The organism is Streptosporangium sp. NPDC002721, from assembly GCF_042888905.1.
Taxonomy (GTDB): Bacteria; Actinomycetota; Actinomycetes; order Streptosporangiales; family Streptosporangiaceae; genus Streptosporangium.
On sequence record NZ_JBIAQI010000043.1, the window covers coordinates 1 to 23,331 of the forward strand.

The window sequence follows — 23,331 nt, forward strand, 5'->3', positions numbered from 1 at the left end:
TTCGCACTCGAAGGATCACGCGATGGCCGTCCTCATTTCACGGCGCCACGCCTGCTACCTAGGGAAACTCGTACACCACCTCCGTGGACGCAACCTGCCGCGTCGCATTGCGCCCGCTCTCGGGTTGTTCCTGCTCTCCCCGCTGGTCGCCGAGTACCTGCTCGGCAACGTCCCCTCGTCCGAGATCGGGGGCCTGATCATCCTTGCGCCGATGTACGGCGGCGGTGCGATCGTCATCCGCGAGGTGGCCCGGCGCGCCGGGCGCGGCTGGCCGACGCTCATCCTGCTGGCGTGCGCGTACGGCCTGCTCGAGGCGAGCCTGATCGACCAGACCCTGTTCGACCCCGCCCCGCTGTTCGAGGGGGATGTCTCCCGTAGCGCCACCCTCATCCCGGCGCTGGGTCTCAGCGCGGTCAACGCCGTTGGGTTCGTCGCCGGGCACGCCATCTGGAGCATCGGCGTCCCGATCGCCCTCGTCGAGATCCTGGTGCCCCGTCGCACCACCACTCCCTGGCTGGGGAAATTCGGGCTGGCCGTCACCTGTGTCGTGTTCGTCCTCGGCTCCCTCGTCCTCTTCAGCGGCATACGCGACGAGAGCGGGTTCATGGCGTCGCCGCCGCAGCGGATCGGCGCCGCCGTCGTGGTCGCGCTCCTGGTCGTCGCCGCGTTCCTCGTCGGACGGCGCCCCCGTCCGGTGACGGGCGGGCGGTCGCCGGAACCCTGGCTGGTGGGCACGGTGGGGTTCGTCGCGTCGGCGGCCTTCTTCGTCCGTCCCGAGGACTGGTGGGGGACCGCCGCGGGCGTCGTGCTGCTCGCGGTGATGACGGTCGTGATCGGCCGGTGGTCGCGACGTGACGGCTGGGGCGCCGCGCACCGGCTCGCGCTGGCGGGCGGCGCGCTGCTGACCTACGCGCTCGGCGGTTTCCTCCTGCTCATGTTGCACGGCATCGCGAACACCGCCAACCTGACCGGCCAGGTGATCCTGGTCCTCGGCACGCTCGTCCTCTTCCTCGTCGCCCGCCGGACCGTGCGCGGGACGCCCGGCCCGCGGGAAACGGCCGGGGCGGAGTGAGCTCGGAACGCGAGAAACCCGGATCCCGGGAACGGGCCCGGCACACGGGAACGGCGCCCGGTGCCCGGCCTGAGGGCCGGACGCCGGGCGCCGCTCAGGGAACCGTCAGGGCTGGGCGCGGAAGGGGCCGGTCACCTCGTAGGTGATGCCGCCGCTGCCGGTCGACGACCCGGAGGTGCCGCGCTGGGAGGAGAAGTACAGGCGGGAGCCGTTCGGGGAGAAGGCGGGGCCGGTGACCTCCGAGGAGGACTGGCCGAGGATCCGCAGGAACGGCGCCACGACGCCGTCGGAGGTGATGACGTTGATCTCCAGGTTGCCGCCGTCCTCCGCGACGAACAGGTCGCGGCTGTTGGGCGCCCCGGTGATGTTGTCCACGCCGGTCAGCGGCGCGGCGCCCCCGGTCACCAGCGAGTCGTCGTAGGCCAGGTCGATGGTGGAGGCGGCGGTGTCGTACGCCCAGACTCGGTTGTCGCCCTTGGTGGTGAAGTAGCAGACGCCCCGGTCGTACCAGCAGCCCTCGCCGCCGTCGAAGTGCTTGGCCGCGCGGACCTGGCGCCGCGTCGCGGTCGGGAAGCCGTCGCGGTCGGGGATGTCCTGCCAGGTCACCGGGCCGGTGACCTGGTCGGCCGGGGCGCAGAGCACCTGGAGCCTTCCGGTACGCAGGTCACCCCAGGTGTCGGGGACGAAGCGGTAGAAGCAGCCGTCCTCCTCGTCCTCGGTCAGGTAGACGACCTGCCGCACGGGGTCGCAGGCGGCGGCCTCGTGCTTGAAGCGGCCCATCCGGGTGCGCTCCTCGCCGGCGCGCCCGCCCGCGGGCCAGGTCTCGAAGACCCGGCCGAGCGCGATCTCCTCGCACGACAGCCAGGTGCCCCACGGGGTCGCGCCACCCGCGCAGTTGAGGTTGGTGTCGGACAGGATGCGGTACGCCGAGGTGATGGAGCCGTCGGCGGCGAAGCGGATCGCGGAGGCCCCTCCGGCGAGCGGGATCTCGGAGTTGGACACGTAGATCCAGCCGCTGCCGTCGGGGAAGCACGCCCCTCCGTCCGGCGCCCAGTGCCAGGTGTGGCCGGCGACCCGCTGCCCGGAGCGGGCGATCACCCGGCTGGTGAACCCCTGCGGGAGCTGGATGCCGTTCGCGTCCGCGGCCAGCAGGTCGCCGTACGGGCTGGGGCCCGGTTGGGCGACGGCGCCGAAGGCCTGCCCCCACAGCGCTCCGGAGAACGCCGCGCCTCCTCCTCCGATGACAGCCGCGCGTAGCACCGTCCGACGATCCATCATTGCCTCCGAGTTGGCCGAGTCACGGTCATCAGCCGGAAGGTAAATCGCCCGGACGACCTTGAAACCCCCTTCGCGTGAACGTGAGGTGATCTCCAGGAGCCCGGCCCGTGCGGAGCCGGGGGCCGAGCGCTCGGCGTCACGTGAAGTTATCGTCGGTAACGGGACGTGGGGGAGGCAACGGATGCGACACACGCGGGCCACGGTGATGCGTACGGCGCTACGACTGCTCGACGAGCTGGGGCTCGACGGCCTGACCACGCGTAGGCTCGCGCAGGAGCTCGACGTGCAGCCGTCCGCGCTCTACCGCCACTTCGGCGGCCAGCGGGAGCTGCTCGACCACATGGCCGCGACCATGGTCGAGGACGCGTTCGCCCACCTGGCCCGCCCCGGCCCCGGCCAGGACTGGGCCGGCTGGCTCGCCGAGCGGGGACGGGCGCTGCGCCGGAGCCTGCTGTCCCGCCGCGACGGCGCGCGGCTGCACCTCGGCGCCCGGCCCGTCGGGACCCAGGACGCGACCTCCGACTCCGCGCTCGAGGTGCTCGGCGAGGCGGGCTTCTCCCCGGCGAACGCCCGGCGGGTGGTCCTGGTCGTCAACCGCTACACCGTCGGGTGGGTCGTCGAGGAGCAGGCGAGCGCCGACCGGCCTGAGCCGGGGGAGTGTCGCGAGAGGGCCGACGCCGACTTCGAGTACGGGCTGAGCGCGATCCTGGCGGGTCTTCGCGCCACCCTGGGCGCCCAGACCCGGTAGGGCTTCGCCTCGGGAGGACCCCGGCGCGCCACTGTCAGGGGTGCCGGTAGGAAACATGTCATGAGCCTTGAAAGGGCGGCTTCTAGGACGACGCCCTCATTGTGATCTTGTACGAAGTCAATCGTTTCCTGACGCCTGACGCCTGACGCCTGACGCCTGACGCCTGACGGCGTAACACGGTCGTGGAGTCGCCGATCCACGTACTGGGTTCCGCGATCTGGGTGGTCGTGGACCGGGGCTCACGAAACGTCCCTTCGCGGACCTCTCTGCTTGATCACCGCGAGGACGCCCGTGGAAATCGTCGCCAGTCCCAGGATGACGGACAGGCCGACGGCCGATGCGTAGTACTCCAGTCCCCCGGCGCTCCACACGTGGAAGGGCGTCATGATCGCGTAGTGGGCGACGACCGCGGTGCCGGGAGCCGCGACGTCTGGTCTGGGCCGTGGAAGCGCTGCCGGACGGCCGGATCCTGGCGGCGTCCGAGCGGATCGCCCTGGAGTGCCACGCTCGCCGCCCGGGCGGACGGCTGGCTGGCGCTGCGCGACGTCGACCACACCTCACCCGTCCAAGAGACGCTACTGATCTCCCCTTACGGCGAGAGGACAGGACAGGTCCGGCTGGGTGAGTTCGACCTGTTCAACCATCCGTTCGCGGTCCGGCACAGCCCGGAACTGTTCCTCCTGCGGGGCGGGCGACGTGGAGATACCAAGGGAAAGCGGATCTCCCGGTTCGAGCCCGGGCGTCACGGGTTTCGGCCGGGCCGGGGACGCCATGATGCGATCGAGGCCACCTACCAGATCGTCACTCGATGTCCGTCCGGCGCGCACAGCCGCACCGCGCCATGCGACGGCGGCTGCCGTGCCGCCGCTCCTCGACCCCATTGTGAGAACAATCCTGTCTGGACAGGTAGATAGCTAATTGCCATAATGCCTTTGTGTTAGACGTTAATCTGATCAAGGCGATGGCCAACGACAAGCGGCTGCTGATCCTGGAGTGGTTGCGCGATCCCGAGCGGCATTTCCCGCCGCAGCGCGACGGCGATCTGGTCCGTGACGGGGTCTGCTCGCTGTTCATCGCCGAAAAGCTCCAGGTGAGCCAGCCGACCTGCGGCGAGCATCTGAAGGTGCTCAGCCAGGCGGGGCTGGTCCGCGGCAAGAAGATCAAACAGTGGGTGTTCTACCAGCGTGACGAGGACCGCATCGCGGAGGCGAAGGGGTTGTTGAGCGGTGACTGGTGATGTAATCGGCACGGTCGGCGCTGTCGTGCCGGCCGTGCCGACCTTGGACCTCCATGAGCGCCTGATATCGGATCTGGAAGCCGCCGGGACGCGCTACCGGTTGATCGACCATCCACCCGAGGGGCGCACCGACCTGGTCAGCGCCCTACGCGGGCACGACGTCGCCCAGGCCGCCAAATGCCTGATCGTCATGGTCAAGGTCGGCAAGAAACAGACCCGGCACGTGCTGGCCGTGGTACCCGGCGATGCCCGTTTGGACCTGCAGGCGGTCAAGACGCTGCTGGAGGGGACCTACGTGGCCTTCGCGGGCAGGGACAAGGCCGAGGAACTGGCCGGCAGCGCAAGCGGCACCGTGTTGCCGTTCAGCTACCATCCCCGGCTGGAACTCATCGCCGATCCGGCACTGCTGGACTCGCCGGAGCTGTTCTTCAACGCCGCCCGGTTGGATCGCTCGATCGCCCTGGCCACCGACGACTATGTGCGCTTGGCCGCGCCTCGGATGGCGCCCATCACCGTCACGCCCTGATCGCCCCAGCCCGTACCCCAGTAGAGCGGCGCACCGCCGGCCGAGGAGAAGTCATGTCCCAGCCCGACTATGCCATCCACTACGAGCCGCTGTTCACCACGCTGCAGACGATGGACGTCCAAGCGCTGATCGACCAGGTCGACGACCCCTGGTACAACCAGACCCTCGTCCAGGTCGGTGAGGTCCTGGTGCGCCTGGGGGTCATGCGGGGCGAGTTCCACTGGCACAGGCACGACGAACAGGACGAGTTCTTCTTCGTCCTGGACGGGTTGTTCCGCATCGAGCTCGACGATGCCGACGCCGTCGAACTCGGCCCCCGGCAGGCGTTCACCGTCCCGGCCGGGATGCTGCACCGACCCGTCGTCCCGGTCCGCAGCGCCGTACTGATGATCGAGAAGGCCGGCGTCATCGCCACCGGCGATTGACCGGAATCCAAGCCGGAATGTGCTGAGGATGATTCTCGGACGCCCGTAACGTGTGCGACCTTCACTCCATCTGAAGATCAGAATTACGTACAGGCCCTGGCGGCCGTCTCCCCGGCAGCCTTCTGGATATTTTCTCAAAATACGAAATATGGTGATTAAGTATCATTTAATTCACCTTCGTCTATGGCCGACTCCGGTTCAAATAAAAGCGCGCGTAAGGCCGGGCTCCGGTTTTCATTGGCTATATATGGTGTTGAGTGTTTTTTGAGGGACCAGGGGGATCCGTCGGCGACGGCAGGGGTGGCGTCCGCCATGCCAGGTGCCGGCACCACGTACGGGAGGAGAGGGCATGTTCTGGCGCGGTGCGTCGAAGCGGTCGAAGGTGGCGACGGGGGTGGAGGGGGCGGGGCCCGAGGCGGGTGACGCCTCCGGTGCCCTGTGGGGGGTTCATGTGGAGTTCGGCCGCGAGGTGGTGGCGCTGGCCTATCCGGGCGAGCTGGAGCTGTTCGACGACGTGGTGGCCGAGGTCCGGTCGGAGCCCGGCCGGTTCCACGGCGGCGGCCGGCTGCGGCCACCGGTGGGGATGGGGGTGAACCTCGCCCTGGCGGCACCCTACGTGCTGCCGGTCGTGTGGTTCCTGGTCATGGCGGTGACCACCAAGGCCGTCGACAGGGTCGCGGACGGGACGATCGACGTGCTGGAACGTGCCACTCGCGACCGGCTCGCCGCGTTGTTCGGGCGAGGGGCGCGAGACCCCCTCACCCTGGACGCGTCGTCCGGTGCCGCGCCGGGTCAGGCGGTGCGTCTCAGCCCGGCGCAGGAACGCGAGGTCCGCGAGGTGCTGACGCCCCGGGCCGTCGCGCTGGGCCTGGACGAGCAGCGGGCGAGCTACCTGGCGGAGGCCGTGATCGGCGCGTTGAGGCTACGGGGCGCGGAGGTAGAGGAGGGGGAGGACCTGGGCCCGGACGAGGATGACCGGGGAGAGGGCCCGGTCACGGACGCCCGGTGAGCGTGACCTCCCCACCCGGCCGCGCTCCGGACGGGAAGGGCGACGGGGACGACGGCGGGAGGGCCGACGAGTCCCCGGCGGGGAAGGGCGACGGGTCCCTCGGCGGGAGGGAGGACGAGTTCTCGGCGGGGAAGGCCGGAAAGTCTTCCGCCGGTCGGTACGCGGTGGCGCCGCCGTCGCCGGCCCGCGCCCGCTACCTGCTGCTCGTGATCGTCCTGGTGCTGGCCGGCGGGTTCGCGGGCCAGTCGGTCTTCGCCATCACGTCGGCGAGGTCATGGCTCGCGTCGATGCGACGGTGCGCGGCGCGGGCCGCGGAGGCGTTCCCCGGCGACCGCCTGGCCTCCATCCCCCATGAGCAGGCGTGCATGGTCCCGGCCGAGCTGGAGCGGGTGCTGTGGGTGCTGGGGGGCGCGCTGTCGGTCCTGGGTGTGGGCGTGGTCCTGATGCTGCTGCTGCCGTACCGGATGGCGCGCAGGGCGGGTCCGTTCCGCGCGGCGTCACCCGTCTGGGAGGCCCGGGTGCAGGCGGCGGCGCGGCGGATGGGGGTGCGACGGGCGCCCGCGGTGGTGTTCGGCTCGTTGCGACTGGAGGAGCCCTTCACCGTCGGCAGGCCGGGCAAGCCCCTGATCATCCTGCCACCGGGAACGGTGAACCTGCCGCCGGACCGGGCGGACGCCGTGATCCGCCACGAGATGGCGCACGTGGCGGCCGGGGACGTCACGCTGGTCTGGCTCACCCGCGGGGTGTGGTGGGCGCTGGTGCCCGCGCTGCTGACGCCGCTGTTCATGACGTACGGCGTGCCGGTCCTCTTCTACGCCATGTCCACTTTCCACCACGCCGACCTGACGATCCAGCAGAGGCTCGTGGACATCGTGGTGCTGAGCCGGACGATCTTCCTCCACCCCCACTTCCTCGACTACACCGCGCGGTCGGGGGTGCTGCTCGTCATGGCCTCGCTGGTGGCGTCGGCGGTGCTCCGCGCCCGCGAGCACGAGGCCGACCTGAGGTCGGTCTCGGGACGGCGGTCGGGTCCGCTCCAGGCACTTCTCGCGGGGCAGCGGTCGCCGCGCGAGCCGTGGTGGCGGCGGCTGACGGCGATACATCCGGCTCCGGAGCGGCGGCTGGCCGCCGTGAGACGGCCCGAGCTGGCCTTCCACAGCCCGGCGGCCGACGCCGTGGCCACGGGCGCGCTCGCGGGCATGACGTTGCTCGCCCTGTACGCCGTGACGCCGTACGTCCCGTTCTTCTCGGCCGGCAGCGCGCCGTGGTCCGGTTCGACGCGGCTGGCGGGCCTGGTCGTGGGACTGCTTCTGGGGGCGGCGTGGGGGATGGCGGTCTGGCGCGCGGTCCTGGCCGCCCGCGCCGGGGGCCACGCGCCGCGCGGGCGCGTGCTGCTGCCGGGACTCCTCGCCGGGTTCGCCCTGGGGATGATGGTCCATATCTGGGCCGCGGGCAGGATCGGTGCCGTTCCCCTGAACACGTGGGCGATGGTGGTGGTGCCGCCCCTGGCCGTCGCCGGGGCGGGCGCGTGCAGCCTGGCGCTGGCCGAGCCGTGGGCCCGCCGCTACGACGGTGTTCCCGTCCCCCTCCGGGGGTGGCTGGCCGCCGCGCTGGTCAACGTCGCGGTGTTCACCGGCGGTCTCTGGAGCGCCCAGGAGATCGTGGGCCTGGGGCCGATCGCCTCGCGGTCGCTCTCCGGGGTGTCAGCCGGGCCGGCGGGCTGGTGGGAGGCGTATCTGCGCAGCGGCATGTTCTCGGGGCGGGGGGAGATGACCGTGGCGGGACTGGCGGGCATCTCGGCCCTGGTGTGGTGGTGGACCACCCGCGCCCGCCGCCCTGCTCCGGGTTCTGCTCCGGGGTGGGGCGGTGACCTCTCCCGTACGGCCTCACCGCTGTTACCGGCGAGGATCGTGCTGTTCGCGGCCGTCGCGGCGGCGGTGGCCGCCCTGACGGTCCGGTGGACCGCCAGGGCCGTGCTGGAGGAGAGTGGCGCCCACGCCTTCCAGTTCGACGTCCTGGCCGCGAGCGGGGCCGGGGTCGCCTGCCTGCTCGCCGTTCTCGTCCTGGGCGGTGCGGCCGGTACGGCCCAGGGCGTCGCGGGCGCCACCTCGTCCACCCTGCTGGTCGCCCTCGCGCTGTGGCTGCGCGACCTCACCGCCTGGTGCGGGCCGCCGGAAGCGATCCGGAGCCTGGTCGTCGTCTCGGGTGGCCTGCTCGCCCTGACCGTGCTCACGGTGGCTCTGCCCGCCGCGCTGCTGCCGGGCCGTCTCCTACGGTGGCGGCCCGGCAGTCGCGCGGCCGGACGGGCGACGGTCCGCACGGTCTGCCTGGCCGCGCTGTTCGCGGCCCTGGTTGTGGGGACGGTCATCTACGGCGGTGATGACCTCCTGCTCAAGATGCCGCCCCCGCCGCAGTGCGGGGAGCCTCTCTGAGGCCGGGCGACGGCTACCCTTCGTACTCCCCGAGCCAGACCAGATCGGAGCGGAGCCGGTACGCGGCACTGTCGGCGCTCCGCCAGCTGCCGAACCCCCGGGCGGTCACCCCGACGGTGGCCGCCTCCCCGCCCGGCAGCGCCAGCCCGTACGCCACCACCTCCGCGACGCCGTCCCCGTCGTGGTCGCCGAACTCCTGGACCAGCGCGAACACGCGAGGCAGGCCACCGGCGAGCGCCCGCACGTCCTCTCTGGTGGGGCCCTGATCGGTCGTCTGGAGAAAGGCGTCTTTTTCGCGTTCGTTCGCGCTTTCCCGCGAACCTGTCTCGTGGTAGACAGTCGAATGGTCGGAACCGTTGAGGTGCTCCATCTCGGGTGCTTCCTTCCGGCCGCTGGGACCGGGGCGGGCGTGGCCTGCAAGCGAAGCCCACCTCGGTTCCTTTCGTTTTCTTGGAATTTGTGTGACTACGTGGCGATTTCCTAGTCGGCCCCTCGCGATCTTTCATACTCGCTGTTACCGAGTCGCTACTTTCGGTATGCTGACACACAGTGATGACAGTTCACAAGCTGTGTAGCTCAAGTGGCAGAATCTTGAACTGTGCAGCACAGCCTGGAAGAGGTGGGTATGGCTGCTCCGAAGTGGGTGACACTCCGAGCGCAGTGGCTCGGTCAACAACTCCGTGATCTTCGTGAGGCCAACGGCATATTGCTCAAGGACACGGCCGAGTACCTGCAGCGCGATCCCTCCACGGCGGGTCGCTTCGAGTCCGGCGAGTACCCGATTCGCAGGCCCGACCTGCTGGCGCTGCTCGATCTCTATGGTGTCGCCGACAGCCATCGTCGCGAAAGCCTGATGAAACTGAGTCAAGAGGTCTGGCAGAAAGGCTGGTGGGACGGATACGCGGGGGAGGTCGCCGGGGCGTTCGTCGACTACGTGTGGCTGGAGTCCCGGGCGCGTGAGATCCGAGCTTTCGACAACACTCTGCTGCCGGGCCTGCTCCACACCTCGGCGTATGCGCGAGCGGCGATCACGGCGGCTGAGTATGACGCGAAAGACGAGCAGATCGACCGCTGGGTCGAGCTCCGCACGACCCGTCAAGGAATCCTGGAAGGAGACAACCCGCCTCATCTGCTGTCGATCATCGACGAGTCGGTGCTGCGTAGGCAGGTCGGTGGTTCCGCGTGTTTGGCGACGCAACTCGGAGAGCTGGTCAAGCATGCTGCCCGGCCGAACATCGAGATTCGAGTCCTGCCGTTCAGTGCCGGGGCGCATGCCAGTCCGGCCGGGGCGTTCCGAATTTTCACGATGGAGAAGCCGTTTCCCGAGGTCGGCTACGCGGAGACCCCGAAAGGGGCTATTTATATTGAATCGCCAGATACTCAGCGCTTCGTGCGGACGTACGATGAGCTGCGAGAGCTGGCTTTGGCTCCTGAGGAGTCGACTGCGCTGATCTCCGCGATAGCACAGGAGCTATTGCGGTGAGCGCGAGGAAAGGGCGTGAAATGCCTGATTCCATGAACTTGGCCCATGTTGCCTGGCGCATCAGCACGAAGAGCGACAACGGTGGCGGGAGCTGCGTCGAAGCCGGGCCGCTGGGTGACGGTAGTGGGCGGGTCGCCGTACGGCACAGTCATCGGCCCGACGGTGAGGTGATCGTCTATACCCGCGCCGAGTGGGAGGCGTTCATCGGCGGCGTCAAGGACGGGGAGTTCGACTTCTCCGCCACGTGAGATATGCGACGCGGGCTGAGCGGGTACCGCCGAGGCTGCTCGCTGGAACAGCCGCAACCCTCTCATCGGAGACCGGCCGCCGAGGGGGCGTTTCTGTGGACGATCCATCGACCAACCGTCAAAGCCGGGGCAGGCGTTCGTCGGCGGCAAGATCCGGCGGGCGTCGGTGCGTGATTTGCTTGCCTCGTGGACGAATCGCGGATCACTCGATACTTGGACAGGCTGGGCGCGACCCGGCCCGCGAGGCCGGATCTCCAGGGCCTGCGAACCCTGCAACTCGCGCACCTGAGGGCGGTGCCGTTCGAGAGCCTGAGCATCCATCTCGGCGAGGAGATCTCGCTCGAATCCGACGCGCTGTTCGACAAGGTCGTCGGCCGTCGTCGCGGCGGCTTCTGTTACGAGCTGAACGGACTGTTCGCCGAGGTGCTGACCGCGCTCGGCTACCGGGTGACCCTGCTGGCCGCTCGGGTCTTCAGCGGGGCCGTACCTGGGCCGCTCTTCGACCACCTGGCGTTGCGCGTCGACCTCGACGAGCCGTGGCTGGTCGACGTCGGGTTCGGTGACTTCTCCGACGGGCCGCTGCGGCTCGACGGGCGCGCGGAGCAGCGGGACGGCGGGGGCGTGTTCCAGGTCGGGCTGGCTCCCGGCGGCCACGGTGACCTCGACATCACGCACAACGGCGACCCGGCCTACCGGCTGACCGCCCGGCCCTACGAGCTGGCGGACTTCGTCCCGACGTGCTGGTGGCAGGCGACCTCCCCGCGGTCGCACTTCACCAGGTCGCCGGTCTGCTCGATGCGCACGGCCCGGGGCCGGATCACGCTCCGCGACCGCAAATTGATCGACACCGTGGACGGCGAGCGCACCGAACGCGTCCTGGACGAGAGCGAGCTCCTCCCCGCCTACCTCGACCACTTCGGCATCGCACTCGACCGGATCCCCTCCGCCGGGGCGTGATCTCCCGTTCAACGAGAGCGAGGGCGGCGGGTGACGGTTGCGACGCGCGATGTCAGGCGCTCCGGCGGTTTTCGCTCCTGCCCGTGCGGATCTGCTGGATTCGCTGCTTGCTCAGACCCAGCAGTTCCCCGATGTCGGGGTCCGACAGGCCGAGCCCGGCCAGTTGGTCGACGCGCGCCCTGGCCGTTCTGGTGTAGTCGTCGGCGATCGCGGCGGCCCGTCGCTGAAGCTCGGCGAAATCGTGCAGGTCGTCCTCGGTGAGGCCGGGCAGGGTGTAGTGGAACACCGGAGCGGGCGGGTGGTCGCGGTCGGCGAATAGGAAGGGCAGCCCTTCGGCGATATCGCCGTGCAGCTCCTTCAGGGAGCGTGCGGACATGCCGCCCGCCACGCCGTGCACGGTCGCGAGCCACAGCGCGCCGGTTTTGGTGATGTGAACGTCAACGCTGTCCTGGGCGCCCATCAGTCCTCCAGCCAGTCATCACCGAACAGGGATGTGAGCCCGCGTTCGAGATTTTCCACGATGTGAGGTGTCTCGCCCGGATACAGCGGGACGATCGCGCGTGCCACGACGCGGCCCTGGGCATCCCACAGCAGCAGGAAGCGCTGCCTGCCGGTCGTCTCGGCCCAGTCGCAACGCAGCCCGTAGTCACGGGCGAGAGTCGTGATCCGGTCACGGATCGCCGCGTAGTCGTCTCGTTCCACCACACGCGGCAGACTATATCCCTTGCTCACCAGCGACAATGCCCCTTGTCGGCAGGTTCGTTATGGTGTGTCGCCTTCTACGGTGGGTCATTTCGGGATGATTGGATCATTTTTTCTCGCGAAATTGCCGTCGGATTTTTATCGTGAGGTCTCCGTCGAGCGGGCCGGCAGGCCCGGCCGGTCATGCGAGACCGGAAACGGGCTCGGTGACCGAAGCGAGAATCCGACGGGAACAACCGGCCTGGCGGGCTTCGTGGTGGATGGCGGAACGTGCCCCGAGTCAGGCGGAGGTGAGGGAGCGGTCGCGGTTGACGAGGGCGGTGTAGGGGCCGCCGGCCGCGAGGAGCTCGTCGTGGGTGCCGCGTTCGACGACGCGGCCGTGGTCGAGGACCACGATCTGGTCGGCGTCGCGGATCGTCGAGAGGCGATGGGCGATCGTGATGGTGGTACGGCCGTGCGACAGGGTGTCCAGGGCCTCCTGGACGGCGCGCTCGGTCTGGGTGTCGAGGGCGCTGGTGGCCTCGTCGAGGATGAGCACGGGCGGGTCGCGCAGCAGGGTCCTGGCGATGGCCAGGCGCTGCTTCTCGCCGCCGGAGAAGCGGTAGCCGCGCTCGCCGACCACGGTGTCGTACCCGTCGGGCAGTGACGCGATGTGGTCGTGGATCCGTGCGGCCCGGGTGGCCGCGACGATCTCCTCGTCGGTGGCCGACGGCCTGGCGAACCGCAGGTTGTCGGCGATCGAGGAGTGGAACAGGTAGGTCTCCTGCGAGACCACGCCGACCGTCGAGGCCAGGGACTCGAAGGTGAGGTCGCGCACGTCCACCCCGTCGATCGTGACCCGGCCGCTCGTCACGTCGTACAGCCGGGGCAGCAGGTAGCTCAGCGTGGTCTTGCCCGAGCCGGTCTCGCCGACCACGGCCAGGGTGGTGCCCGCGGGGACGGTCAGGTCGACGTCCGAGAGGGTCGGGGCCTCGCCGTAGGAGAAGCCGACGTGCTCGAAGCGGATCTCGCCTCGTACGGTCTCCAGCGCGCGGTTGCCGGGGTGGATGTCCACCGGCAGGTCCAGATACTCGAAGATCCGGCCGAACAGGGCCAGGGAGCTCTGCACGTCGACGCCGAGCCGCAGCAGCGACACGGCGGGCCGGAACAGGTTCATCTGGAGCGTGGTGAAGGCGACGACCGTGCCGATGGAGACGGCCGAGGTGAGCCCGGTGGCCCAGTAGATCACCGCGGGCATGGCCGCCATGATGATCTGGATGGTGGACTGCCGCCAGCGCCCGGCCATGCTGGAGCGGACCTCCAGGTCGGCCAGCTCGTCCGAGGCGGTGGAGAAGCGCCCGGTGAGCTCGGGGCCGCGACCCATCGTCCGGCCCAGCAGGATGCCGCTGATCGACAGCGACTCCTGGACCATCGACGACATGGCGGCCATCTTCCGCTGCCGCTCGGAGGTGATCTTCCTGCGCTCCCGGCCGACCCTGCGGCTGATCGCGACGAAGACGGGGAGCAGCAGCAGCGACACGACGGTGAGCCGCCAGTCCAGCACCAGCATCGCGACGATCGTCGCGATCACGGTGGTCAGGTTGGAGACCATCGAGGCCGCGGTGGAGGTGACCACCAGCTGCATGCCGCCGATGTCGCTGGCGATGCGCGACTGCACCTCGCCGGTCCGGGTGCGGGTGAAGAAGGCCATGGACATGCGCTGCAGGTGGCCGTATACGCCGGTGCGCAGGTCGTGCATGACGCGCTGGCCGACCCCGGTGGAGATCAGCGTCTGGACGACGTCGAGCACGCTGGTGACGACGGCGACCGCGACCATGCCGAGCGCGAGCAGCGTCAGCAGGCCGGTCCTGCCGTGCGGGATCGCGTCGTCGAGCACCGAGCGGAGCATGAACGGCGAGGCCAGCGAGACGAGCGAGGACAGCCCGATGAGGGCGCCCACGACGGCGAGACGGCCCCGGTAGGGGCGGAACAGGCCGGCCACGCGCCGCAGGGGCGCGCGAGGTTCGTCGTTCATGACGGGTGTTTCGTGCCGTACGGCACTTTCGGTTGGTTTGGTCATGGAACTCCTTTACGATGTTTACTCAAACAGAGGTTACCTCACATTCATTCCGGGCGTCACTGGGATAAGTTCGGCGCTGTGGAGACGGAACTGGCCGACCTGGTGCACGGTGTCGGCCATCGACTGCGGCGGGGGTACGGCGAGCGGCTCGGCCCGCTCGGCCTGAGCCCCGGCCAGGCGCGGGCGCTTCGGGTCATCGTCGACTCCGAGCCGCCGCTGAAGATGGTGCAGCTCGCCGAGAGGCTGCGGATCGTGCCACGCTCGGTGACCCCGGTGGTCGACGCCCTGGAGGAGGCCGGGCTGGTCCGCCGCGAGGTCGACCCGGCCAACCGCCGCTCCACCCTGCTCGTGGTCACCGGCGAGGGCCGCGAGAGGTACGAGCGGGTGCGCGAGGCGCGCAGGCGGGTGGCCGAGGAGCTGTTCTCGGTGCTCACCCCCGATCAGCAGGACCGGCTCAGGGAGCTGCTGGGCACGGTCGACGCCCAGTCCGCCTGACCGCCTCCGGTCGCTGCCGGGCCCTGGCGCCCGGCCTCAGTCGTTCCGGTTGAAGCGGGCGACGGCCAGGGCGAGCATGAGCAGGCCCGCCGCACCGACCAGCAGCAGCTCCAGGGCCACCGGGACGGTCCATCCCGACCAGGACACCCCGGTGTCGTACACGGCCCGCACCTCGGGCGGGACGGACAGGTGGGCGAAGACGACCTGGCGCGCCGGGTCGACCGCGTATGTCAGGGGGTTGACCAGCGCGAGGGTGTTCATCCAGCCGGGCAGGCCGGTGAGCGGGAACAACGCCCCCGACAGGTACATCAGGGGCATGATCACCATCTGCGCCATCCCCTGGAACGACTCCATGCTGGTCATCCGCGCGGCGACCAGCACCCCGAAGGCCGACATGGTGAAGCCGGTCAGGAACATCACGCCGACGAGCCCGGCGATGAGGACCGGGTCGTAGGGGATGCCGACCAGCCCGGCCATGGCCACGATCACCAGGCTCTGCAGCGTCGCGACCAGCGCGCCGCCGAGGACCTTGCCGAACACGATCGCGGTACGGCTCACCGGCGCGACCAGCATCTCCCGCAGGAAGCCGAACTCGCGGTCCCAGACGATCGAGGAGGCGGAGAACATCGCGGTCATGATCACCGTCATCGAGATGACGCCGGGGAACATGAAGGTCATCAGGTCGACGCCGTCGGGGACCCCCGGCATCAGGGCCCCGAACCCGGCACCGATGATGAAGATCCACATGAAGGCCTGGAAGAGCGCGGCGGTGACCCGTTTGCCGTCGGTGCTGAAGCGGATCATCTCCCTGCGGAGCACCACCCGCACCGCGCGCAGGTTGTGGGCGACGCCGCGCAGCGGGACGCGGGCCGGGGGGGAGGTCGCCGGGGAGGTCTCAGTCGCGGCCACGAGCCGTCACCTCCTCACCACGGAGGGTGCCTTCGCCTGCGACGCCTTCGCCTGCGACGCCCTTACCTGTGACACCTTCACCTGTGACACCTTCGCTTGTGCCGCCTGTGCCTGTGACGCTTCTGCCTGTGACGCCTTCGCCATGGGCGTCATCGGGAGTGTCGCCAGGGGTGCCGTCGTTCACGTCGTCTCCGTTCCCGGCGTCGCGGATGGTCGAGCCGGTGTAGGAGAGGAAGACGTCGTCCAGGGAGGGCCTGGTCATCTGCACGGACCTGATGGGCACGCCGAGCCCGGAGAACAGGCGGGGCACGAACTCCTCGCCGCTGGGCACCGAGAAGGTGAGCCCGCCGTCGCGTACCGCCGCCTCCACCAGGAAGCGTTCCCGCAGTGCCGTCACGGCGGCCTCGTCGTCGTCGGTGTGGATGCGGATCCGGTCCCTGCCCACCGTCGCCTTCAACGCCTCCGGGGTGTCCAGTGCCACGACGGAACCGTGATCGATGATCGCGATGCGGTCGCAGTACTCGGCCTCCTCCAGGTAGTGCGTCGTCATGAAGACCGTGATCTTCTCCAGCTCGCGCAGCTCGGCGATGTAGCCCCAGATGGCCACCCGGGTCTGTGGGTCGAGCCCGACCGTCGGCTCGTCCAGGAACAGCACCCGGGGGGAGTGCAGCAGGCCGCGGGCGATCTCCAGGCGCCGCCGCATGCCGCCGGAGTAGGTGTGCACCCGGTCGTCGCGGCGCTTCCACAGGCCGACGATGTCCAGGACCCGCCTCATCCGGTCGCCGATGGCGTCCTTGGGCAGGCCGTACAGCTCGGCGTGGAAGCTCAGGTTCTGCGCGCCGGTGAGGTACCCGTCGACGGTCGGTTCCTGGAAGACCAGGCCGATGTCGCGCCGCACCTCGTCGCGCCGCCGCACGATGTCGTGCCCGCCGACGGTCGCGGTGCCGCCGCTGGGCCGGACCAGCGTGCACAGCATGTTGATCGTGGTGCTCTTGCCCGCCCCGTTGGGGCCCAGCAGGCCGAACACCTCGCCGGGCGCCACGTCGAAGTCGACGCCCCTGACGGCCTCGATCCGCCCGTACTCCTTGCGCAGTCCCCTGACGGACACCGCCGCGCCGTCGTCCACCTCAACGCTCCCCGCGGGGCGAGAAGAACGGCAGGAAGGGGGCGCCGGCGGCCTGCGACATGGCGAGCAGGACGCCCGCGCCGCCCGTCGCCAGGTCCATGGAGATCCGGAAGCCCCCGGTGCCGGTGAACGCGAGGTGTCCCCGGAAGGAGACGGCGTGCTCGCACAGGGCCCGCAGCCACCGGTCCTGCGTCACGCCGTCTGTCACGCCGTCTGTCACGCCGTCCACCGTGCCGCCGGTGAGCCGCGAGAGTACGGCCACCTGCCCGGCCATGCCGCGGAAGAGGTCGGCCTGCAGCGAGACGCGCGTCCGGCAGGCGCGCAGCAGGCCGGGGAGGCTTTCGCGGATCCTGTCGTCCTCGCGGTGGGCGAGGAGCTCGTCGGCGACGAGGGCGATGCCCGCGCTGCCGACGTCGAGGTAGGGCATCGTGCGCAGGCCCGCCTCCTCGACCACGAGCCGGCCGTCCCCGGTCGTCACGCACCGGTCGAGGTCCAGCCCGACGGCCCGCGCGGCGTGGTCGAGGAGGGCGGGGTCGCCGGTCCGCTCGAACAGCCGGACGAGGAACAGGGCCACCCCGGACCAGCCCCGCATGAGGCCGGCCTCCACCGGGCGGGTGGGGGCCGGGAGCCCCGGGCCGCGCGCCGTGCCGGGGTCGCCGCGTTCCACGGCGTCCGCCAGCCGGTCGGCGACGGCCAGCGCCGCGGCCAGGTGGTCCGGCCTGTCCCGCCTGCCCGCCAGGTGTGTCAGCGCGGCCCCGATGCCGGCGAACCCGGAGAACATCGAGATGTTCGCCCGGTCGGGCACCGGATGCCGGTCGAGCAGTTCGGCCGCCTCCTCCGGGTGTCCCAGGTGGTCGAGGACGTAGGCGACTCCGGCCGTCCCGTCGTAGAAGCCCGCGCGGCGCGGCGTGCCACGCCGTACCGCGTCGATCAGCCAGCGCTCGTGCTCCGGGTACCTGCCGTGGCCGGTCACCTCCAGGGCCCACAGCACCCCGGCGGCGCCGTACGCGAACCCGAGCCCGCCGGACAGGAACTGGTGCATGTCGCCGGGGAACAGGCGGTCGTCCCGTTCGGGGGTCGCGGAGCTCAGGATCCCCGCGGCCAGGGAGCCGCGCATCGCCCGCCAGTCCACGGCGGGGTCGTCCGGGCCCGGGAGGTCCACATCGCGGGGCTCCCCCGGCCGGGGCGGGGCCAGGTGGGAGAGGATCGTCGCGGCCCAGCCGGAGGGGACCGGGAAGTTGTCGCACATCGTGCGTACGAGCCGGTGGACGCTGTCCGGCCGCAGCGCGGTGATCTTGCTGAACGGCAGGAACATGGTCAGGCGCAACGCGGCGAGGGCGTGCAGGTCGCGGGCCGCGCCGCTCTTGTGCCAGCTCGCGAAACCGGTCGCGGACAGTCCGGGCCGCCAGTCGGCGTCGGCAGCATCGAACGCCAGTTCGAAGTCGACCAGGGCGACCGTCTCGTCGGGCCGGACGATGACGTTGCCCAGGTGCAGGTCGCCGAACACCACCCCGCGAGCGTGTATTTCGGCGATCAGCGCCTCGACGCGGTCGGTGACGCGGACGACCCTGCGGGTGTAGGACGCGAGGTCCTCGGCAGTCGGTTCCGCCATCGTCACCCAGGGGTGGGCGGTCCCGCACCACACGTTCAGCGGCTGCCCCTCGATGTACTCCTCGACCAGGAAGCGGTGGCCCGCCACGTCGAGCTCGTCGTACAGGGCGGGGACCCCGGGGACGCCGGCGAGCGTGGTGAGCGCCCAGCTCTCGCGATCCATCCTGGTCGCCGCGTCGTGGTGGTTGGCGTCCACCGCCGCGTGCGGGCGGGCCTCCTTGAGCACCACCTCCGCGCCGTCGGTGCGGCGGGTGGCCAGGTAGACGCCCCCGGCGTTGGAGAAGTGCAGGGCCTTGCGCACGAGGTAGGGGAGTTCGGCGCCCGCGCCGTCGCGGCGGGAGTCCAGGTGCGGCTGGAGGAACTCCGGGAGTCCCACCCACTTCGGCGGGTCGAAGAACGGCCTGCGCCGGTCGGGCAGCAGGGTGCCGTCCGGGTGGCGGATCGCGAGGACGGTCTCGCCGTGCTCGTCCAGGCACGTCATCTCGGTGAAGCCGCCGTAGCGGACGTACAGCGGCCCGTCGCCCCAGCGCAGGTCGCTGAGGATGTACGGGCCCGGCTCGCCCTTCAGCTCGGCCGAGAGCTCCGTCAGCACCGACCGCAGTTCCTCCTCGTCGCGCGGGTAGATGGTGACGAGCTTCCCGCTGGAGCCGCGCGGCGAGTACTTGGCGTTGAAGACGAGCAGCATGTTGCGGTCGCGCAGGTGCTTGAACGGGATGCCGCGCTCGACGCAGTGGTCCCAGGCGGCCGAGCAGAGCCGGTCGGCGTTCTCCAGCGTCGCCGACAGGTGGATCTTCCAGCCCTGCTCGGCGGAGGTCTGCCCCTCCGGCCGCAGCGACACCCAGACGCCGCGCTCCTTGCGGACCCATCCCTCGGGAACGGCCGCGCCCGACACGGTGAACGCGTGGTCCCGGATGAAGCCCACCCCCTTCGACCAGCGCGTGGGCTCCTCGAAGAAGAGGGGGTCGGCCAGAGTGTAGATCTGCGTCATGTCCTGCATGCGTGGTGCTCCTTGTCCCGTGCCCGCTGCTCCCGCGCCGTCCTCGCACGGCGGTCCCGCGTCCGCCGCTCCCGCCTCCGTGCTCCTCGCGTACACGGCCCCGGTGTACACGGCTCTGATGTACGCGGCTCTGATGTACGTGGCCCCGGTGTACGCGGCCCCGGTGTACGCGGCTCAGACCGCCTCGGCGGTCCGGGGCTCGCCATCGGCGGGTTCCTCCTCGGAGCGGGAGCCTTCGGCGGAGAGGGACCTGCGCCGTTCCTCCAGGAGGCCGATCAGCGTCGGCAGCGGGGGCGCGCCCGCCGCGTCCTGGCGTCCGGTGGTCAGGCTCCTCGTCGCCTGCACCGGTGCCACCACGACGTTGCGCCGCTCGGCGAGGGTGCGCAGATGCCCCAGCAACGTCGGGTTGTCCATCGCGCCCGGGGGCAGCGAGGGCGCCACCGCGACGGGGGCGGAGGTGCACTGCAGGGTGAGCAGCGCGGGGGTGTCGGCGAGCCCGAGCGCCAGCCTGGAGATGAAGTTCAGGCACGCCGGATAGACGACGACGCTGTCGCTCCACTCCGTCAGCCGCACGTGCAGGGCGTCCGGCCGGACCTCCTCGGGCCACCGGTCCCGCACGACCTCCCGGCGGACGAGCACGCTCAACGCCTCCCCGCTCACGAAGCGTTCCGCGCTCGCGGTGAGGACGACCTGCACCTGGAGGTCCTTGTACGCCGTGGTGAGCCAGTTGAGCCAGAACGGCAGGTACATCGCGGCGATGGCGCCGGTGCCGACCACGAGCAGGCGCTCGCCGCCGAACTCCGGGGGCCGGCGGCCGGCCGGGGTGTCCGTCACCGCACGTGCTCCTTCTCCTTCTCCTGCTCCTTCTCCCTCGGTCTCGTGATGAGCTCCAGGGGTCTGGTGACGAACAGCCACTTCAGGTGGTGGCCGAGCAACCTGATGCCCGTCGGGCGGTACTCCTCCGGCCCCTGGACCAGCCGGTTGAGAACGTCCGCGCCCTGCTTTTCCCACATCCGCCGATAAATGGCGTAGAAATGCACGTCCCAGAGGCATCCCCGGAAGAACATGTGCTTGGGGAGGGTCGCCTCCCTGGGAATGAGCCCGCCCACCCAGCCGAGCCGTTCGATGCTGGCCTCGGTGGTGACGAAATAAACTTTCCTGATGTCTTCCCAGGTGGCGAACGCGTAATTCACGAGAAGCATCATCGCCTCGCCGCCGAGGCCGTACCTGGCCTTGTCGGTGTCGGTGAATATGCCGATCTGGATGTGCCCGGCGGGGTCCATCTCGTGCAGCGTCCCGAAGCCGACGGTCTCCCCGCTGTGCCGCAGCTTGATCGCGAAAATCGCGGAAATGTCCTGCTGCTTCAGCTGGTCAACGAATACCTTGAGCGGTGGCATGCTGTGCAGTCCCAGGCCGAGGAGGAGCTCGTAGAGGGCGACCCCGTCCGACGGGTCGGCGACGGTGAGCACCGTCCGCTGAGTCTCGACATGGGGAATGAGCACGACTTCGTCACCTTGAATTCTTTCGGCGGCAATGGTTTACGGACCCGATGGTCCCGTGGTCCCGTCGGGGTCGAACCGTCCGGAGCTCGTCGGCATCTGGACATTAGGTTTGGCGTTCCCGGGCCGTCAACGTTTCGCTATCCATGTTTATGAGAAACGGCACGGCCGTGAAATGCGGATTGGTCGTCCGGTGTTGTCTCGCCGGCGGGACGGTTCAGCCAGCCGAGTTCCTGGGCCCGCAGCGCCAGCTGAAACCTGCTGGTCGCGCCCGCCGACCGCATCAGCCCGTTGACCTCGCGCCGGACCGTCCGTTCCGCGACGCCCAGCCGGGCCGCGACGCCGCCGTCGGTCAGTCCCTCGGCCAGCAGGCTCAGCACGGCGCCGCGCCGCTGCCGGGCCCCGGCCTCCGGGGGTGGCGGCAGGTGCGCGGCGCTCCACAGGTGGTCGAAGACGGCCAGCAGCGTGGCGACGTGACCGGCCCGCCTCACCAGCACCACGGGTGCCGTCTCCCCGGGTGCGGGCCGCAGGCTCAGCAGCGCCGCCCGCCGATCGGTGATCATCACCGACAGCGGGACCGACGGCAGCGTCCTGGTGCGGGCGTGGAGAAGATGACGGGAGCCGTCCAAAGAAGGCGCGGAGAACGCGGAGAACTCGGCGTCCTCGCCGCTTCCGGCCCGCACGACGGACACCGAACAATTCCCGTCGACGGGCAGCTCTCCCACCTGGTCCGACAGGAAGCGCCCCAGCGGATCGTCGGAGAGCACCACCAGGACTTCTCGATATCGGCTCTCCGCCATGCGGGGAAACGCTTCGCGTAGTTCCTGGAGGGTGATTATCCGATCCTCGCTGGTGTTTGTCTCGGCGTGGCACATGAAAATATAATGTCACGGCTAAAGCGTCCAGCCCGGTCTTCGTTTCCAGCTTATGGAAACGCCCCGGATGGCCGTTTTAGGACAGGCCGTTGCGCATTCCGAGGTTCCATAACTATGTTTCGTCACCGGAGCGGCCGGGATTTACGCTTCGATGGCGCTTTCACTCGTCATCGCTTTTCGGTGCAGGTGTCACGGTGCAGACTCCGTGAAATCCGTGGAATGTGCGCGGTTCATCTTCCGAAGCCGGCGATGACGACGGCGGTGCCAAAGAGGAAGACCCGGCCGGCCCGGGGCCGCCACACGGCCGGTCCGAACTTCCGAGCCCTCGAAGGAGGTGTCCTAATGGACCTGTCCAACATTCTTGAACTGCAGGAGATCGACCTCGCACCCGAGTACGCCGAGCTCCCCAGCAGCACCCTCAGCAACAGCACCTGCTGATTCCTCCGCGTTCGCGGGGGGTGGCCTCGTGCCTCCCCCCGCGTTCGCGGTCACCGCACGCCCGGTGGACGCGGACCCCGCGGCCGGGCGCGGCGGGCCCGGAGTCAGGGCCGGAGCCGAGGCCGGGGCCGGGCGCCACGCCCGGTGACGGGCCGCGCGACCCGCCCGCGGGACGGCAAAGCGAGCCGCGGTCCTTTCCGGTTTTCCCTCGCCTTGTGCTCCGAGAAGGGGCCGTGTTGAATTAGGTTTCATGAGCGACATCATTCTGGCGTGCGAAGGACTCCGTAAACGTTATGGCCAGATAGTCGCGGTCGACGGCATCGGTTTTTCCATCGCCGAGGGCGAAGTCTATGGGCTCCTCGGGCCGAATGGCGCCGGAAAGAGCACGACGATTTCAATGATTGTCGGGGTCGTCGAGCGCGACGAGGGCACCGTCGTCGTCGACGGGCAGCCGCACAGCGCGCAGAACACGAAGACGAAAGCGCTGATCGGATATGTCCCCCAGGAACTCGCGCTTTACCAGGATCTCACGGCACGTCAGAACCTCTGGTTCTTCGGGCAGCTGTACGGCCTGCGGGGACGCCAGGGCAGGAGCAAGGTGGGCGAGGTGCTGGAGACGATCGGGCTGGCCGACCGCGCCGACGAGGCGGTCTCCGGCTACTCCGGGGGCATGGCCCGCCGCCTCAACATCGGGATCGGGCTGCTGAACCGGCCACGCCTGCTGATCCTGGACGAGCCGACGGCCGGGGTCGACCCGCAGAGCCGCAACTCCATCCTGGAGAGCGTGCGGCGCCTGGCGGCCGACGGGGTGGCCGTGCTCTACACCACCCACTACATGGAGGAGGCCGAGCGGCTCTGCGACCGGGTCGGCATCGTCGACCTGGGCCGGCTGAAGGCCGAGGGCACCCGCCGCGAGCTGGTGGACCTGGTGGGCGAGAGCGACCAGGTGGTCCTGCAGGTGGACGGCGACCTGGCCCGCGTGCGGCGCGCGCTCGCCGGGCTGCCGCAGGTCCGCGAGGTGAGTGGCGAGGGCTCGCACATCGAGCTGCTCGTCGAGGGGGCGAGGGCGGTCCTGCCCAGGCTCTTCGAGGTCGTGGCCGAGGAGGACGCGGCGATCCGTTCCGCGGAGGTGCGCGAACCCGATCTGGAGGCGGTCTTCCTGCACCTCACCGGTAAGGCGCTTCGGGACTGAGGGGACGGGGCCT

At 69.9% G+C, this 23,331-nt stretch carries 24 protein-coding genes; 12 read left to right on the forward strand and 12 right to left on the reverse strand.

What is annotated here, in order from left to right:
- Window positions 1–1,072, forward strand: a 1,072-nt coding sequence (locus ACFYWM_RS40455) for a hypothetical protein (protein WP_389925794.1), incomplete at its 5' end; no start/stop codon positions are given.
- 105 nt (window positions 1,073–1,177) lie between these two features.
- Here ACFYWM_RS40455 and ACFYWM_RS40460 read toward each other — a convergent pair.
- Window positions 1,178–2,332, reverse strand: a complete 1,155-nt coding sequence (locus ACFYWM_RS40460; protein ID WP_389925797.1) for an alkaline phosphatase PhoX — start codon at window positions 2,330–2,332, stop codon at window positions 1,178–1,180.
- Between the two features lie 199 nt (window positions 2,333–2,531).
- Between ACFYWM_RS40460 and ACFYWM_RS40465 the strand changes: the two genes are divergently transcribed.
- Window positions 2,532–3,098, forward strand: coding sequence for a TetR/AcrR family transcriptional regulator C-terminal domain-containing protein (locus ACFYWM_RS40465; RefSeq protein WP_389925800.1), 567 nt, complete (start codon window positions 2,532–2,534; stop codon window positions 3,096–3,098).
- A 239-nt stretch (window positions 3,099–3,337) separates the two neighbouring features.
- On the opposite strand, the gene ACFYWM_RS40470 is transcribed toward ACFYWM_RS40465, so the two are convergent.
- Entirely contained in the window at window positions 3,338–3,484 is a 147-nt protein-coding gene (locus ACFYWM_RS40470; RefSeq protein WP_389925803.1) for a hypothetical protein, read from the reverse strand.
- A gap of 548 nt (window positions 3,485–4,032) precedes the next feature.
- Here ACFYWM_RS40470 and ACFYWM_RS40475 point away from each other — a divergent pair.
- The 5 genes from ACFYWM_RS40475 (at window position 4,033) to ACFYWM_RS40495 (ending at window position 8,727) form a co-directional block, all read left to right on the forward strand.
- On the forward strand, window positions 4,033–4,335 hold the full coding sequence (locus tag ACFYWM_RS40475) for an ArsR/SmtB family transcription factor (RefSeq protein ID WP_389925806.1): 303 nt from the start codon (window positions 4,033–4,035) through the stop codon (window positions 4,333–4,335).
- Window positions 4,325–4,861, forward strand: a complete 537-nt coding sequence (locus ACFYWM_RS40480; protein ID WP_389925809.1) for a YbaK/EbsC family protein — start codon at window positions 4,325–4,327, stop codon at window positions 4,859–4,861. The genes ACFYWM_RS40475 and ACFYWM_RS40480 overlap by 11 nt, the downstream gene beginning before the upstream one ends.
- A 53-nt stretch (window positions 4,862–4,914) precedes the next feature.
- Window positions 4,915–5,286 (forward strand): cupin domain-containing protein, encoded by a 372-nt coding sequence (locus ACFYWM_RS40485; RefSeq protein ID WP_389925811.1) that lies wholly within the window; start codon window positions 4,915–4,917, stop codon window positions 5,284–5,286.
- A 349-nt stretch (window positions 5,287–5,635) separates the two neighbouring features.
- Window positions 5,636–6,295 (forward strand): hypothetical protein, encoded by a 660-nt coding sequence (locus ACFYWM_RS40490; protein WP_389925813.1) that lies wholly within the window; start codon window positions 5,636–5,638, stop codon window positions 6,293–6,295.
- The gene (locus ACFYWM_RS40495; RefSeq protein WP_389925815.1) at window positions 6,292–8,727 is read left to right on the forward strand and encodes a M56 family metallopeptidase; all 2,436 of its coding nucleotides are present in this window, start codon (window positions 6,292–6,294) and stop codon (window positions 8,725–8,727) included. Before ACFYWM_RS40490 ends, ACFYWM_RS40495 begins: the two co-directional genes overlap by 4 nt.
- A gap of 13 nt (window positions 8,728–8,740) precedes the next feature.
- On the opposite strand, the gene ACFYWM_RS40500 is transcribed toward ACFYWM_RS40495, so the two are convergent.
- On the reverse strand, window positions 8,741–9,097 hold the full coding sequence (locus tag ACFYWM_RS40500) for a hypothetical protein (protein WP_389925818.1): 357 nt from the start codon (window positions 9,095–9,097) through the stop codon (window positions 8,741–8,743).
- A 228-nt stretch (window positions 9,098–9,325) separates the two neighbouring features.
- Between ACFYWM_RS40500 and ACFYWM_RS40505 the strand changes: the two genes are divergently transcribed.
- The 3 genes from ACFYWM_RS40505 (at window position 9,326) to ACFYWM_RS40515 (ending at window position 11,415) form a co-directional block, all read left to right on the forward strand.
- Window positions 9,326–10,210 (forward strand): helix-turn-helix domain-containing protein, encoded by an 885-nt coding sequence (locus ACFYWM_RS40505; RefSeq protein ID WP_389925820.1) that lies wholly within the window; start codon window positions 9,326–9,328, stop codon window positions 10,208–10,210.
- Between the two features lie 32 nt (window positions 10,211–10,242).
- Window positions 10,243–10,458, forward strand: a complete 216-nt coding sequence (locus ACFYWM_RS40510) for a DUF397 domain-containing protein (RefSeq protein ID WP_389925822.1) — start codon at window positions 10,243–10,245, stop codon at window positions 10,456–10,458.
- Window positions 10,459–10,671: 213 nt separating this feature from the next.
- Window positions 10,672–11,415, forward strand: a complete 744-nt coding sequence (locus ACFYWM_RS40515) for an arylamine N-acetyltransferase (RefSeq protein ID WP_389925824.1) — start codon at window positions 10,672–10,674, stop codon at window positions 11,413–11,415.
- A 52-nt stretch (window positions 11,416–11,467) separates the two neighbouring features.
- Here the strand turns inward: ACFYWM_RS40515 and ACFYWM_RS40520 are convergent, their stop codons facing one another.
- The 3 genes from ACFYWM_RS40520 to ACFYWM_RS40530 all read right to left on the reverse strand — a co-directional run bounded on the left by ACFYWM_RS40520 (window position 11,468) and on the right by ACFYWM_RS40530 (window position 14,176).
- Window positions 11,468–11,875 (reverse strand): hypothetical protein, encoded by a 408-nt coding sequence (locus tag ACFYWM_RS40520; protein WP_389925826.1) that lies wholly within the window; start codon window positions 11,873–11,875, stop codon window positions 11,468–11,470.
- Window positions 11,875–12,120: a hypothetical protein gene (locus tag ACFYWM_RS40525; RefSeq protein WP_389925828.1), complete on the reverse strand. Its 246-nt coding sequence runs from the start codon at window positions 12,118–12,120 to the stop codon at window positions 11,875–11,877. The genes ACFYWM_RS40520 and ACFYWM_RS40525 overlap by 1 nt, the downstream gene beginning before the upstream one ends.
- A 277-nt stretch (window positions 12,121–12,397) precedes the next feature.
- Window positions 12,398–14,176: an ABC transporter ATP-binding protein gene (locus ACFYWM_RS40530; RefSeq protein WP_389925831.1), complete on the reverse strand. Its 1,779-nt coding sequence runs from the start codon at window positions 14,174–14,176 to the stop codon at window positions 12,398–12,400.
- Window positions 14,177–14,254: 78 nt separating this feature from the next.
- Between ACFYWM_RS40530 and ACFYWM_RS40535 the strand changes: the two genes are divergently transcribed.
- Window positions 14,255–14,671, forward strand: a complete 417-nt coding sequence (locus ACFYWM_RS40535) for a MarR family winged helix-turn-helix transcriptional regulator (RefSeq protein WP_389925833.1) — start codon at window positions 14,255–14,257, stop codon at window positions 14,669–14,671.
- Window positions 14,672–14,707: 36 nt separating this feature from the next.
- Here the strand turns inward: ACFYWM_RS40535 and ACFYWM_RS40540 are convergent, their stop codons facing one another.
- The 6 genes from ACFYWM_RS40540 to ACFYWM_RS40565 all read right to left on the reverse strand — a co-directional run bounded on the left by ACFYWM_RS40540 (window position 14,708) and on the right by ACFYWM_RS40565 (window position 21,613).
- Window positions 14,708–15,580: an ABC transporter permease gene (locus ACFYWM_RS40540; RefSeq protein WP_389925835.1), complete on the reverse strand. Its 873-nt coding sequence runs from the start codon at window positions 15,578–15,580 to the stop codon at window positions 14,708–14,710.
- Window positions 15,567–16,706 (reverse strand): ATP-binding cassette domain-containing protein, encoded by a 1,140-nt coding sequence (locus ACFYWM_RS40545; protein WP_389925838.1) that lies wholly within the window; start codon window positions 16,704–16,706, stop codon window positions 15,567–15,569. The genes ACFYWM_RS40540 and ACFYWM_RS40545 overlap by 14 nt, the downstream gene beginning before the upstream one ends.
- A gap of 1 nt (window position 16,707) precedes the next feature.
- The gene (lanKC, locus tag ACFYWM_RS40550; RefSeq protein WP_389925841.1) at window positions 16,708–19,314 is read right to left on the reverse strand and encodes a class III lanthionine synthetase LanKC; all 2,607 of its coding nucleotides are present in this window, start codon (window positions 19,312–19,314) and stop codon (window positions 16,708–16,710) included.
- 174 nt (window positions 19,315–19,488) lie between these two features.
- Window positions 19,489–20,148, reverse strand: a complete 660-nt coding sequence (locus ACFYWM_RS40555; protein ID WP_389925843.1) for a flavoprotein — start codon at window positions 20,146–20,148, stop codon at window positions 19,489–19,491.
- Window positions 20,145–20,816, reverse strand: a complete 672-nt coding sequence (locus ACFYWM_RS40560) for a GNAT family N-acetyltransferase (protein WP_389925846.1) — start codon at window positions 20,814–20,816, stop codon at window positions 20,145–20,147. The genes ACFYWM_RS40555 and ACFYWM_RS40560 overlap by 4 nt, the downstream gene beginning before the upstream one ends.
- A 137-nt stretch (window positions 20,817–20,953) precedes the next feature.
- Window positions 20,954–21,613 (reverse strand): LuxR C-terminal-related transcriptional regulator, encoded by a 660-nt coding sequence (locus tag ACFYWM_RS40565; protein ID WP_389925848.1) that lies wholly within the window; start codon window positions 21,611–21,613, stop codon window positions 20,954–20,956.
- Between the two features lie 763 nt (window positions 21,614–22,376).
- On the opposite strand from ACFYWM_RS40565, the gene ACFYWM_RS40570 reads away from it, so the two are divergent.
- Entirely contained in the window at window positions 22,377–23,318 is a 942-nt protein-coding gene (locus tag ACFYWM_RS40570) for an ABC transporter ATP-binding protein (RefSeq protein WP_389925850.1), read from the forward strand.
- Window positions 23,319–23,331: the final 13 nt, after the last annotated feature.

Coding starts and splice junctions, on each gene's coding strand:
- ACFYWM_RS40465 (WP_389925800.1), top strand. CDS start 2,532: ATGCGACACACGCGGGCCACGGTGATGCGTACGGCGCTACGACTGCTC.
- ACFYWM_RS40470 (WP_389925803.1), bottom strand. CDS start 3,484: ATGACGCCCTTCCACGTGTGGAGCGCCGGGGGACTGGAGTACTACGCA.
- ACFYWM_RS40485 (WP_389925811.1), top strand. CDS start 4,915: ATGTCCCAGCCCGACTATGCCATCCACTACGAGCCGCTGTTCACCACG.
- ACFYWM_RS40490 (WP_389925813.1), top strand. CDS start 5,636: ATGTTCTGGCGCGGTGCGTCGAAGCGGTCGAAGGTGGCGACGGGGGTG.
- ACFYWM_RS40500 (WP_389925818.1), bottom strand. CDS start 9,097: ATGGAGCACCTCAACGGTTCCGACCATTCGACTGTCTACCACGAGACA.
- ACFYWM_RS40510 (WP_389925822.1), top strand. CDS start 10,243: ATGAACTTGGCCCATGTTGCCTGGCGCATCAGCACGAAGAGCGACAAC.
- ACFYWM_RS40520 (WP_389925826.1), bottom strand. CDS start 11,875: ATGGGCGCCCAGGACAGCGTTGACGTTCACATCACCAAAACCGGCGCG.
- ACFYWM_RS40530 (WP_389925831.1), bottom strand. CDS start 14,176: ATGACCAAACCAACCGAAAGTGCCGTACGGCACGAAACACCCGTCATG.
- lanKC (WP_389925841.1), bottom strand. CDS start 19,314: ATGCAGGACATGACGCAGATCTACACTCTGGCCGACCCCCTCTTCTTC.
- ACFYWM_RS40565 (WP_389925848.1), bottom strand. CDS start 21,613: ATGGCGGAGAGCCGATATCGAGAAGTCCTGGTGGTGCTCTCCGACGAT.
- ACFYWM_RS40570 (WP_389925850.1), top strand. CDS start 22,377: ATGAGCGACATCATTCTGGCGTGCGAAGGACTCCGTAAACGTTATGGC.